The sequence below is a fragment of the Pseudarthrobacter sp. TRD_SC_9 genome, from assembly GCF_055361265.1.
Genome location: NZ_CM143956.1, coordinates 2,606,711 through 2,618,866 on the forward strand (window position 1 = coordinate 2,606,711; position 12,156 = coordinate 2,618,866).

Annotated in this window: 11 protein-coding genes; 3 read left to right on the top strand and 8 right to left on the bottom strand. The window is 62.3% G+C overall.

Features of this window, described 5'->3' with window-relative positions; translation table 11 throughout:
• Positions 1-57: 57 nt before the first annotated feature.
• Positions 58-1,368, bottom strand: coding sequence for an AAA family ATPase (locus tag ACWA13_RS12120; protein ID WP_463934414.1), 1,311 nt, complete (start codon positions 1,366-1,368; stop codon positions 58-60).
• A complete protein-coding gene (locus tag ACWA13_RS12125; protein WP_463934416.1) occupies positions 1,365-2,006 on the bottom strand; it encodes a hypothetical protein in 642 nt (213 codons plus the stop codon). The genes ACWA13_RS12120 and ACWA13_RS12125 overlap by 4 nt, the downstream gene beginning before the upstream one ends.
• A 175-nt stretch (positions 2,007-2,181) precedes the next feature.
• On the opposite strand from ACWA13_RS12125, the gene ACWA13_RS12130 reads away from it, so the two are divergent.
• Entirely contained in the window at positions 2,182-2,397 is a 216-nt protein-coding gene (locus tag ACWA13_RS12130) for a helix-turn-helix domain-containing protein (protein WP_463934417.1), read from the top strand.
• Here ACWA13_RS12130 and ACWA13_RS12135 read toward each other — a convergent pair whose 3' ends face one another.
• The gene (locus ACWA13_RS12135) at positions 2,398-2,964 is read right to left on the bottom strand and encodes a hypothetical protein (RefSeq protein WP_463934418.1); all 567 of its coding nucleotides are present in this window, start codon (positions 2,962-2,964) and stop codon (positions 2,398-2,400) included.
• A 175-nt stretch (positions 2,965-3,139) separates the two neighbouring features.
• On the opposite strand from ACWA13_RS12135, the gene ACWA13_RS12140 reads away from it, so the two are divergent.
• Together ACWA13_RS12140 and ACWA13_RS12145 are read left to right on the top strand one after the other, a co-directional pair.
• Positions 3,140-3,934, top strand: coding sequence for a LysM peptidoglycan-binding domain-containing protein (locus ACWA13_RS12140; RefSeq protein WP_463934419.1), 795 nt, complete (start codon positions 3,140-3,142; stop codon positions 3,932-3,934).
• Between the two features lie 76 nt (positions 3,935-4,010).
• Positions 4,011-4,442, top strand: a complete 432-nt coding sequence (locus tag ACWA13_RS12145) for an Rv3235 family protein (RefSeq protein WP_463934420.1) — start codon at positions 4,011-4,013, stop codon at positions 4,440-4,442.
• A 6-nt stretch (positions 4,443-4,448) separates the two neighbouring features.
• Here ACWA13_RS12145 and secA read toward each other — a convergent pair whose 3' ends face one another.
• The 5 genes from secA to ACWA13_RS12170 all read right to left on the bottom strand — a co-directional run bounded on the left by secA (position 4,449) and on the right by ACWA13_RS12170 (position 12,116).
• Positions 4,449-7,187, bottom strand: a complete 2,739-nt coding sequence (secA, locus tag ACWA13_RS12150) for a preprotein translocase subunit SecA (RefSeq protein WP_463934421.1) — start codon at positions 7,185-7,187, stop codon at positions 4,449-4,451.
• Between the two features lie 46 nt (positions 7,188-7,233).
• Positions 7,234-8,508, bottom strand: a complete 1,275-nt coding sequence (locus ACWA13_RS12155; protein WP_463934422.1) for a winged helix-turn-helix domain-containing protein — start codon at positions 8,506-8,508, stop codon at positions 7,234-7,236.
• A 33-nt stretch (positions 8,509-8,541) separates the two neighbouring features.
• Positions 8,542-9,270, bottom strand: a complete 729-nt coding sequence (gene hpf, locus ACWA13_RS12160) for a ribosome hibernation-promoting factor, HPF/YfiA family (RefSeq protein WP_463934423.1) — start codon at positions 9,268-9,270, stop codon at positions 8,542-8,544.
• A 140-nt stretch (positions 9,271-9,410) separates the two neighbouring features.
• Positions 9,411-10,334 carry a ComF family protein gene (locus ACWA13_RS12165; protein ID WP_463934424.1) on the bottom strand — a complete coding sequence of 308 codons (924 nt, stop codon included), beginning with the start codon at positions 10,332-10,334 and terminating at the stop codon, positions 9,411-9,413.
• Between the two features lie 93 nt (positions 10,335-10,427).
• A complete protein-coding gene (locus ACWA13_RS12170; protein ID WP_463937919.1) occupies positions 10,428-12,116 on the bottom strand; it encodes an LpqB family beta-propeller domain-containing protein in 1,689 nt (562 codons plus the stop codon).
• Positions 12,117-12,156: the final 40 nt, after the last annotated feature.

Consider the following 12,156-nt stretch of genomic DNA (forward strand, 5'->3'; position numbering starts at 1 on the left):
GACAAACGCCTCCAAAAGCTCTTTTGGTGCTGCTTCTTTGCAGCTCTTGAGCCGAGCCTATTCCTTTACTCGCCTGCCTGCTGTAGATATTGGAACAGAGGATCGCCTGGTTTGCTGTTTGGGTGCACAAACGAGCTTCGCAATCGCGTGGCGGAGTAGCGCTTCCGGGCTGACTTCAAGGAGAAGCGAGCCTCCCAGCAGCGCGGCGTCTGCAGCCGATTGGTCCCACGGGAGATATCCCTCAATACCCGACGACGGCCCGTACCGTTCCCACGCTTCACGCAATTGCCGCTCCGGGTCGCGCCCCACAGCGCCGGACCTCACCTTGTTGAAGATCACCCGCGGAGCCGCACCCGGAACTGCCTGTGCCAGCTCGGCCAGCCCCCGGACAAGCCGGGGCACGCCTACTGGATCGGCGGAGCCCACCGCATAAATCATGTCGGCCAGTTCGAGGCACCGCAGCGTGGCGCCATTCCTGCGCGGCGCCATCGTGTCAAAGCTCAGCTCTTCGTCACTTTCCAGGCAGAAACCGGCGTCCACTACAACGACGTCGGCAAATTCGCGGGCCCGCTGAAGGACGATACTGAGTGCTGCGGCCCGCAATTCGGTCCAGCGGTCTGCCCTGGTGATGCCGGTGAGGACACGGAAAGTTCCGGATTTGGTGGCCACGGCGACGGCGAGCCTGTCCATGGCCTCTGCATCAAGGACTCCTTGGTCGGCCAGGCGGCAGGCCTGGGCAAATCCCGCTGATTCATCAAGCAGTCCCAGGACCGCTGCGACGCTGGCGCCATAGCTGTCCGCGTCTATAAGCAGCACCTTCTGGCCATCTGCTGCCAGCTCACCTGCCATGTTGGCAGCTACGAAGGTCCGGCCGGGCGCACCGGCGGGCCCCCAGACAGCGATGATGCGTCCCGCCCCGGCCGGAGCGGGGTCCTGATCCACCATTCCCGGCACCACCACAACCGCGGCGCCCGGATCCGCGAGTCCGCTGGAACCGTAAAAGCCGCCGCTGGCAGGCTGGGTGTGGCGTGCCACGGCGTCGGAAATTTTTCCCGCCAGGACTGACGCCTCCACCCCTGACAGCGCTGACGCCACCCCCAGCCCACGGAGCCTCGACGCTTCCTCGGGATTGTCCGTCAGGGCAATGATGGCGACGCCTACTGCGCCCAGCCGATCCACCAGCGAGGCAGTCAGTTCCTCGCTGCCTTCGGCCACCACTGCCGCCCGGGCCAGGCCGCTCTGGCAGGCTGCCATGAGTTCAGCCAACTCAGCACACCGCCGGACCACTGTCACCGGACCGTGAAGTCTTTCCAGTCCGCCCACCAGGTCATCGCGGGACTGGCCAACAGTGACCACAGGGATGTTCACGATCCACCACCCGGATTCCAGACAACGGCGATCCTGGCATCGTTGGCCTGCGCACCCAGCAGGGCTGGCATCTGCGCGTCGGCAACCAGCACCATCAACTCGGTGGACCTGGTCGCCCCAAGGGCGGTGGATCCGGGAGTCACCTGGGCAATTTCAGCGCCGGACAGGAGGAGGTCTGGTTCACTGAAGCCGTTACCCGCATCCGGAAGCGAAACCCAGACATCCACCCGGGTGCCGGCAACTGCCTGCTCCGGGAGCGCTTCCTCAATGGTGAGGGAAACAGGTTTTCGGTCCAATGCATCGGCATGGCCAAGGCTCTCCCGGGGCACCAGTTGGTCCTTGCCCACCCGCTGCAGCGCCACGAGGTTCTCCGGCAACCCGGACTCCACCGAGATGTAGAACCCCTGGACATCACCCAGCCGGACCTTGACTCTGTTGAGGCTGTCCTCAGTCAGCGCCTCGCCGACGTCGATCGGATCCTTTGCGGCGTATACCTCCGTGGTGCGGTCGGCACTGCCCACCAAAGCCACCACTCCGCCAACTGACGCCAACACCAGCAGGAAGCCCACCAGCAACCGGGGGTCCTTCCATGACGGCTTCTTCAGCCGGGCTGCGCCTGGTGATGCGGCAAGACTCATTGTGATTCCCCCTGGTTTACCTCAGCGGTTGGACCGCGTTCCGGACTCCCCCATTGTCTTCCGGACTCCCCTATTGTTACGGCATGCGCCCCTGAACTGAAAAGTCATATGCAGCCGGAGACGCAAACTGTGGATAACCGCTTCATAGGGGCGTCATAGGTGGCAAAATGGTGACATGCCCCGATTCCTCACACTTGCTGATGTTGCAGAACAGCTGCAGATCAATTCGCCCGCTGCCTATGCCCTGGTCCGCAGCGGTGAACTCAAGGCTATCCAGGTCGGTGGCCGTGGACAGTGGCGTGTCGAGGAAAAAATGCTCGAGCAGTACATCGAAGAACGGTACGCGGAAGCAAGCCGGATGATCGAGGAATCAAAGTCGAAGTCCGTGTAGCTAGCCGAGGTCGCGCAGCGAACTGATCGCGGCCAATGAGGCGAACGGGATTGTCCACAACCCGGACACGCTGTCGCGGCGGCGAACCTCGCCCCTGGGCACAATCGCAAGGTCGAAATAGTCCTTCCCAACCCTGTCCATAACCCCGTGGACTACTGCTTGGCCGTCTTGCCGCAGAAGGCTGACAGTTAATTCGGCCCGGTCGCGGGCCATTGCCCGTAATGAGCCCGCCATGCCCAGGGTCTTCTGGACGACGGAACGCTCGGCCTGCGCCAGCCTGCCCAGGCCTTCATACCGGCAGGCGGCCGCGTACGGCACCAGCACCTGGTGACGCCCCTCGTTAATCACCAGCGCCTCTGCCCCGGTATGCACCAGGGTGCCCTCGATCACTGCACCGGTTACCAGGCCCACCGTGATGTGCTGGCCCGTGGACCCCCTCAAACGGTCAGAAAGGCCGACGGCGGCACCCTCCACCCGCGCACGCTCCGAGATCTCAGCCTCCAGGCTCAGCCTCTCGTCCGCCCACAGTTGTGCTTCCAGATCGCCGAAAAGTGCTTCCCATCGCATTGCGCCAGCGTAGGGGGTGCCTCAGGAGCGGTCAAACTCGGCGCGCTCTAGACAAACCCCTACAACATGCAGCAAGCTGTACTTGTTGGTACTTAAAAGCATCAAACAACATCAAACTGCGTCAAAGCACCGACTGCCGATGAATACCGATAACCACTCCCGAGGGGACAGCAAGATGAAGCACCACACCGAAGCTTCGCCGGGCCGGGCAACCGATGCGGCGATGGCGGTAGTCATCCTCGCCCTGGGGGTCTTTTTGGTATTCATCGGCTTAGCCATGCTGGAACGCTGGCGCCAGTCGTCTGCACGCATGCAATCACTCGAGCTGGAGGACGTGCTGGGCGGCGTGTCAGCGGGAATCGGAGGCCTTATCGTGGCGTGGTGGTTTGCCAGCATGCTGCTTGCGGTAACCTGCGCCGGACTTCACAAGGCAGGACATAGCCGGGCAGCCGCCGCCATGGGAAAGGCAAGCCCGGCATTTATGCGTCGACTGGCTCTGGCCACGTTGGGGCTCCAGCTCGTGGCCGGACCTGTGATGGCCAACGCTGCACCGCTGGTCTCTGAAACGGCCGGCGTCTCGGCTGAATGGGCATCCTCCGCCCGGCAAAGCACAGACGTCGGCGCATTCAACTCTCCGCAGTGGGCAGCGTCGCAGGACTCGGTTGAGGCGGAAATTCCCGTTCAGCCGCAGTGGAAGCCCACGGCGCCGTCCGTCGACCCGCGGCTTTTCTCTGCACCGCCGCTTCGGGCTGAACCGGCGGGAGTTCCGCCGTCGCTGTCGACCCACGTGACGGTTCTGGCCGGGGACACCCTCTGGACCATCGCGGCCCGGGCCCTCGGACCCCAGGCATCAGATCTCGACATCGCACTGGACTGGCCGCGCTGGTATGAGGCGAACAGGGCAGCCATCGGGGATAACCCTGACGTGCTGCTTCCAGGGCAAATCCTGCAAATTCCATCCGCCGCCTGATCGCGGTATCTCTACCCGTCACTAGATGGCAATACCCGGCAATACTCGCCCAACTCCATCACACCAGGGGAATCCGATGAACACCGTCACACCATTCCGGCCAGCGTCAGCCGTATCAACCCGTGTCCACAACGCTTCACAGCTTCGGGCCGTCGACGACCCCTCCGTGGTCCGGGCCATTGTCCATGGCACGGTCCAGGCAGCGATTGAGGTCCTGGCGGGTACCCGCCCACTCCATCAACTGGCCCGGCGGCTGGACCAAAAGTGCCTGGCTGCCCTCCAGCACCGCGTGGCGCTGATCAGGCGTGAAGCCGCACGGACTGCTTCGCCGGGAATCGCCCGCCTGCACCGCAATTCAGCCGTCAGATCGGTGCGGATTTGTGATGTGGCTGACGGCATCTACGAAGGCAGCGCGGTCGTAGTAGACGAACTGCGGGTCAGGGCAGTCGCTGTAAGGCTGGAGCGCAGCCGCCAGGTGTGGCGGGTTACCGAGCTTGTGATCGGCTAGGCGGCGCTACCTGCGCTTCTTTTTGGCCGGACGCTTGGCGGCGTCCTGGGCAGCAGCTTTGGCCGGGTTCCCCGACCGGCCTGTCCCCTTGCTTTCGACACGGATCTCGGTGCCGCCACCCTCGGCAGGAGCCGTGTACTGAAGCTGTGCGGGACGTTCCGGTGCAGCCAGGCCAGCGGCCTTGATCTGGGGCTCCACGTGCTCCGTGTGGCTCCCTGCTGCATCTGCTACAACAACATCCTGGGCCGGCGTGACTTCCACCTCGAGGTTGAACAGGAATCCGACGCTTTCCTCACGGATGGCTTCCATCATGCTTTGGAACATCACGTAGCCTTCGCGCTGGTACTCCACCAGGGGATCGCGCTGGGCCATGGCCCGGAGGCCGATGCCTTCCTTCAGGTAATCCATCTCATAGAGATGTTCCTGCCACTTACGGCCAATAACGGACAGTACAACCCGCCGCTCCAGCTCGCGCATAGCAGCCGAACCAATAGCTTCTTCGCGGGCCTGGTACACGAGCTTGGCATCGGAGAGAAGCTCTTCCCGGAGGAACTGCACCGTCAGCTTCGACTTGCCGCCGGCTTCGTCGATAATTTCTTCCGGGGTGACACTGACCGGGTAGAGAGTCTTCAGGTTGGTCCAAAGCTGCTCGAAGTCCCAGTCGTCGCCATTGCCTTCAGCCGTTGCGGCGTCGATCAGTGCATTGATGGTGTCCTCAAGGAAGAACTGGACCTTCTCGTGAAGGTCGTCACCCTCAAGGATGCGGCGGCGGTCGCCATAGATGGCTTCGCGCTGGCGGTTCAGGACGTCGTCGTACTTCAGAACATTCTTGCGCTGCTCAGCGTTCCGTCCTTCCACCTGGCCCTGAGCCGAAGCGATGGCCTTGGATACCAGCTTGGATTCCAGCGGAACATCGTCCGGAACAGAGCTGTTCATCAGGCGTTCGGCTGCACCAGAGTTGAACAGGCGCATCAAGTCATCAGTCAGGGATAGGTAGAATCGCGACTCACCGGGGTCACCCTGGCGCCCGGACCGGCCGCGAAGCTGGTTGTCGATGCGCCGTGACTCGTGACGCTCGGTACCCAGGACGTACAGGCCGCCCAGATCCAGCACTTCCTCGTGCTCGTCCTTGACCGACTGCTGGGCCGCGGCGAGGGCAGCAGGCCATGCGGCCTCGTACTCTTCCGAGTTCTCTTCAGGGTCCAGCCCCTGCCGCGCCAGCTCCGCGATGGCCGTGAATTCAGCGTTGCCGCCGAGCATGATGTCGGTACCACGGCCGGCCATGTTGGTGGCCACAGTGACGGCGCCCTTGCGTCCGGCCTGGGCCACGATGGCAGCCTCACGCGCGTGGTTCTTGGCGTTCAGGACCTCGTGCCGGATGCCTTCCTTGGCCAGGAGCTTGGAAAGGTATTCACTCTTCTCGACGCTGGTGGTACCCACCAGCACCGGCTGGCCCTTCTCGTGGCGCTCAGCGATGTCCTTGACTACTGCCTCAAACTTGACGACCTCGTTCTTGAACACGAGGTCCGCCTGGTCGATCCGCTGCATGTCCCGGTTGGTGGGGATGGCAACGACGCCCAGCTTGTACGTGCTCATGAACTCCGCGGCTTCGGTCTCCGCCGTGCCGGTCATGCCGGAAAGCTTGCCGTACATGCGGAAGTAGTTCTGCAGCGTCACCGTGGCCAGAGTCTGATTCTCGGCCTTGATCTGGACGCCTTCTTTGGCCTCGATAGCCTGGTGCATGCCTTCGTTGTAACGGCGGCCAGCCAGAATGCGGCCGGTGTGCTCATCCACGATCAGGACCTCGCCGTCGAGGATGACGTAGTCCTTGTCCCGTTTGAAGAGTTCTTTGGCCTTGATGGCGTTGTTAAGGAAGCCGATGAGCGGCGTGTTGGCGGATTCGTAGAGGTTCTGGATGCCAAGGTAGTCCTCGACCTTTTCGATGCCTGCCTCGAGGACACCGACAGTGCGCTTTTTTTCATCCACCTCGTAGTCTTCATCGGCCTTGAGGCGGGTGACGACTTTGGCAAACTCGCTGTACCAGCGGTTGGTGTCGCCCTGGGCGGGGCCGGAAATGATCAGCGGTGTGCGGGCCTCGTCGATGAGGATGGAGTCAACTTCGTCAACAATCGCAAAGTTGTGGCCCCGCTGGACCAGTTCCGCCTTGTCCCAGGCCATATTATCGCGCAGGTAATCGAAGCCGAATTCGTTATTGGTGCCGTACGTGATGTCGGCGCTGTACTGCTCACGGCGGTGGGCCGGATCCTGATTGGCGAGGATACAACCGCTGGTCAGGCCGAGGAAGCGGTAAACACGGCCCATGAGGTCTGACTGGTATTCCGCCAGGTAGTCGTTGACGGTGATGACGTGGACGCCCTTGCCGGTCAGCGCATTCAGGTAAGCGGGAGCGGTGGCGACAAGGGTTTTACCCTCACCGGTCTTCATTTCGGCTATGTTGCCCAGGTGCAGTGCTGCACCACCCATCAGCTGAACGTCGAAGTGCCGCATGCCAAGGGTGCGCGATGATGCTTCACGGACGGCGGCAAATGCTTCCGGCAGAAGGTCGTCAAGTGTCTCGCCATCCTGGTGGCGGGCCTTCAGGCGGCCTGTTTCTTCCTTGAGCTCGGCATCAGTGAAGGTCTTGAACGAATCTTCAAGGGCATTGATGGAATCAGCATAATTCCGCAGTTGGCGCAAGGTCTTCTTATCGCCTGTGCGGAGAAGTTTTTCGATAAGTGATGCCACGTGAAGTGCTCCCAGTCTGCTGCTGCCGAATTCTGGCGTTTTTAGTCTACGGGAGAGACTGCGAGGCGCCGACGCTGTTCCCTGAGAGCATACGGACAGAACCGGCATTAAGTGCAACAGCAAGGGCCGGTGACAAGTCGCCGGCCGGTTCAACCACCACGGCGTCGAGTTCCAGCCACTCAGCGAGCAGTTGAAGCTCGGCAGCAAGCTCGACGGCGGTATCCGCCGGCGCGTCAGGCTCGGCATAGGCTGCGCGGACCAACAACCGGCTCCCGATGCGATCTGCCTTCAGGTCCACCCTGGCAACAATGGCGTCCCGGAGCAGGAACGGCAGGACATAGTATCCGAACTGCCGCTTTTCCTGGGGAGTGTAGATCTCGATCCGGTAATGGAACCCAAAAAGTTCCTCCAGGCGCCGGCGCTCGAAAACCAATGAGTCAAAAGGGCTCAGCAGAGCCCGTCCGGTGGCCTTCCGCGGCAACCGGGACCCAACGTGCCGGAAGAGTTTCCGGTTCCAGCCAGCCACCGTGACCGGTTCAAGCCTGCCCTGCTCCACCAGGTGCCGGACAGCGGTGTCTGCTGCCTTGGCAGGTGTCCGGAAGTAGTCGGCGAAGCATCGGATGGTCCCTATTCCATGGGCCTGGGCGGCCGCGTCGATGAGCCTCACCATTGCCGCAGCAGTATCCTGCCCATCCATCCTTCCTGCCGTGATCCTGGCCGGGCCGGGAAGGACGCGGGAGGTCAGGGTGTACCGGCGTTCGAACTGCGCAGTCCGGGATGCCGCGGAGACGGTGCCCTCTTCGAACAGATGCTCCAGAACCCGCTTCACCGCGTTCCAGTTCCAGCCCCAATGGTCCCGTTTGCGTTCCTCGAGGTGCCCGATTGCTGACGTCAACTGCGCAGCAGTCAATGGTGGCCCGGACGCCAGCAGAGCCACGATCCGGGCTTCGATACCGGAGCGGACCTCCGGGTCCATCCCGGCAGCACCTACCCATTTCCGGCGCTGCCAAAGCAAGAGGTCATAGAAGTGCTCCGGGCGAATGAAACATGCCTCGTGGGCCCAGTACTCCATCATCCGCCGAGGGTGTGTTCCTGCCATCCGCTCCAGGATCCCGCGGTCGTAATTGCCAAGCCTGGAGAAGAAGGGCAGGTAATGACTGCGGGCGAGAACGTTGACAGAATCGATCTGGACAAGTTGGAGCCGGGCAAAGGTGCGGCCCACCGCCCGGGGACTAACCGGGCCGATGGGCCGTTCCTTATCCAGTCCTTGTGCTGCCAGTGCGATCCGCCGCGCCTGCAAGAGGCTCAGCGATGCTCCCACGTGGCTCCTTCCTGGTGTTTAGCAGGTCAATTGCTAGGCGTTTGCCGCTTCGTCATCAGAACGGTAGGCAAGGACCTTTTCCTCCACGGCAGTTTCCCCCGGTTCGCACTCATGGTCAAGGGCGATCACGCCATACGTCCAACCCCTCCGACGGTAAACCACCGAGGGAGTGTTGGTGACCTTGTCCACGAACAGGTAGAAGTCGTGCCCAACAAGTTCCATATTGTCTACGGCGTCATCGAGAGTCATTGACGCCGCCGGGAAGACCTTCCTGCGGATCAGGACGGGTGAGTCGCCAGCCGGGATATCGTTGTCGACATCGTAGGGGGTCTTTTCTGCAGGGACCTCAGGCAGCTGGCCGTTGCGGTGGCTGGCCTCGACGTAGATGGGCTCACTGGAGCTGGCCGGTTCGAGTGTGGCGGTGGCCTCCCGCACCGCCTTTGGCGTGTGCCGGCCATGATGAACTTTCTTCCTGTCTTTCGCCCTGCGCAGGCGTTCCAGGAGCTTGTTGTATGCAAGGTCGAACGCAGCAAACTTGTCCGGTGCACTTGCTTCGGCGCGAATCACGGGTCCCCTGCCCAATACGGTGACTTCCACCGTGAGCTGGTCCCCCGCCTGGCGACCGTTGGTTTCCTTGGAAACCTTTGCGTCCACACGCTGGACCTTGTCGCCAAGCGATTCAATCTTCGAAATCTTCTCGCCAGCGTACTCGCGGAAGCGATCCGAGACCGTGAGATTGCGTCCGCTGATCAGAAACTCCATGGTGCCCTCCAAATGCCTTCGGTGACACGACAACGGCACTTCCAGGGGCCGGTCTGGTGACAGTCAAGCCCCTTTCGAGCCGCCATCGACAGGTACATCTTCTCCTGTACCCACATTCGACGTTAGTTCATGTGCACCGGTTATTCACGCTTTCGTGGTTTATTTTTTTCTAAGTCATCCCCTTCCGTTCTCCGGGATATTTCGGCGCTGTTCAAGCGTTGAAGGTCCTCGGGTCCACTCTTCGGCGGCCGGGCAGATGCCAACACCACGGCACCATGGACGAGTCCGCCGGCCGCGTTCAAAGCCCGTGCGGCTTCGCCAAGGGTTGCCCCTGTGGTGAGCACGTCGTCCACCAGCACGATATGCCGCCCAGCTACGGCAGAACGACGGAGCAGCCTGGCGCTCATTGAGTCCCTCACCCGGCTGGCCCGATCTCCCCTGCCCAACCCTTTCTGTCCGCTTGATGCGAAAGCCCTGCCTTTTCTCCGCACGCGCAGCAAGTCCTGGACGGTGATGAGGGGCCCCAGACGGCCTCGGAGTCCGGACAGCAAGAGATGGACGGGACTGAATCCGCGCCTGCGATAGGCCGCCGGACTGCTGGGCACCGGGACCAGGGAGACCGGTATGCCTGGCGGGATGCCGGCCACGATCGCACGGCCCAGCGCACTGCCCAGCTCTCCGCGAAGCTGGCGTTGCCCCAGCGTCTTGAACGCCAGGATGGACCGGGCCAGTTCATCCCGGTACACCCCGGCGGCCGAGACCGGAAGGAGGACGGCGCCGTCGAACCCCACGAGTGCCGCAGCATTCCCCTCCGCCCGGAAGGGCAGCCAGGTCAGCTTCCTGATCCGTTGCCTGCACCGGCCGCACAAGGCTTCATCCTCCGCCCCGCACACCACGCATTCCACCGGCAGTGCCAGCGCGGCCAGCTCAGTCCATGCTGCTGCTGCAGCATCAAGGATCCGGAATGAACGTTCCCGAACCTCACCTCTGTGTTGGGCGCCACTTCCGGGCCGGGGTGAAAGGTCAGGATCGGCACCGGGGCCCGGATCGGAGTGAATGTCCACTTTTGCATCCTCCGCCGCACAGGGCAGCCCCACAACACCGGTCGTTCCTATGTGGACAAACCCGCTGCAGCGCTTGGGGCCTGCCGGGAATGCCTAGCCCGGGAAGGACGGGTGCGTGGGCCCGCTCAGCTGGAGCGACCAGCCGTTTCCAAGCCGTTGGAAGATGCCTTCCGCAGACTGTACATAGATCTGGTCAGTACCATTGCCTGCGCTGAGCGAGAGCAGCCCCGGCCACGGCGCCAGCGGCTGTTGTTCGGCGAGAGTGAGTGAAAGCAGTTCCGGGGTGACATTAGCCGACGGCGCCGGCTTCATGACGGCAACAGTGGTGTCATCAACCCAGACGCCCTGGTCTGCGGTTGATGCGGCATCCAAAATGACGGGCGTGGTCAGCTCCCGGGGAGTTCCGTCGGCGGCCCTGATGATGCCCGCAACCTCCACTTTGGTTTGTCCATTTTGTTCCGAGATCACCAGTGCCCTAACGCCTTCGCGGGAGATCCGGATTTCCTTGACCGTCCGGCCGGACAACCAGTCAGGAGTCAGGGAGACGGAAGGGAGCTCGGCCCCTTCGGCTGTTCCGGTAGGTTTGAAGGCCACGATCTCCGCAGCGCCTGTTGCATTGGGTCCGGCTGTCCAGACCCAGTCATTAGTGTCAAAGGAAGGCCGGGTCAACGTGCTGCGGGTGGTAACCGCACGGGCGGGCTGGCCGGGCACCATCGTGTAGAGAGTGCTCCGGCTTTCATTCAGGAACGCCACGGACTGGGAAACCGGGGACTCTGCCGGGAAAGCGGGCTTGAACTCGGCGACGGACCCCATCTCCGGTAACGGGGTTATCTGGTTGCTTTCCAGGCGCACCAGTTCATTACCGGCCACAGCGATCTGCCGCCCAGGGACTTGCTTGTCCACGACGGGCGGCAGCACCGATCCGTCGTCTTCCACCCGTACCAGATCCTGGTCTGCGCGCAACTCCACGCTGACCACATCAGGCTGGTCACGGAAGGTCAGCGCCAGTTGAGTCTGCATCCGGAGCCGGTCCTGCGTGGAGGATTCCGTGAGTTCCCTGGCACTGAGATCCACCTGTGCAGCCCCGGATACAACAGGAACGGATTCCCTGGCCAATTTCATTCCTGCCGGAAACGCACTGACGGCGGCGCCCTGAAGATACGGTGCCGGCCCGGCCAACAATGCGCTGGTCATTGCCTTGACTGTCTTATTTCTGATGAACCAGCGGACATCCGGTACGGCGTAGGTGTACGTGGGGTCATAGAAATAGATGGGGAAAGAGCCGTAGATGCTCTTGAACGTTGACTCGGAAATGGCCGTCCCATCCGGCACGTCGGCTATCCGCCATTGGCCGTCCACCTCGGTGACGGTTACCGGGATGTTCTCCTTGGTGCCTTCAGGCGCAAAAGTGGTGATTCCGTAGGAGTCCACAGAGTAGGCGACGTCCAACACATAGTTGAAGACGTTCTCGACATCGGTGCGCACCACCTGGGCGCCTCGATACACGAGCGCCCGGGAATCGGGCTTCCAATTCACTGATTTGGCCTGGGTGAGGTATTCGCGGGCCACCGCGTAGTCGTCCACGAAGCCGCTGCCTGCTGTATAGAAGCCCTCAATAATGGATTCCGGGGCGGCGCCAGGCTGTGGCGCATCAGGAAAGAACGCCGGCGCGTTGGCGTTACCAACGCTTTCGTCCGTACTCTTGCCGACCGGGCCGGAGGTTGGGATTCGAGCGCAGCCTGCCACCATCAGCAACATCAGGAACACCAGGAGGGCCGCCATCAACGGCGCTGCCACTGCAGGTTTACTCCGCGGATAATCC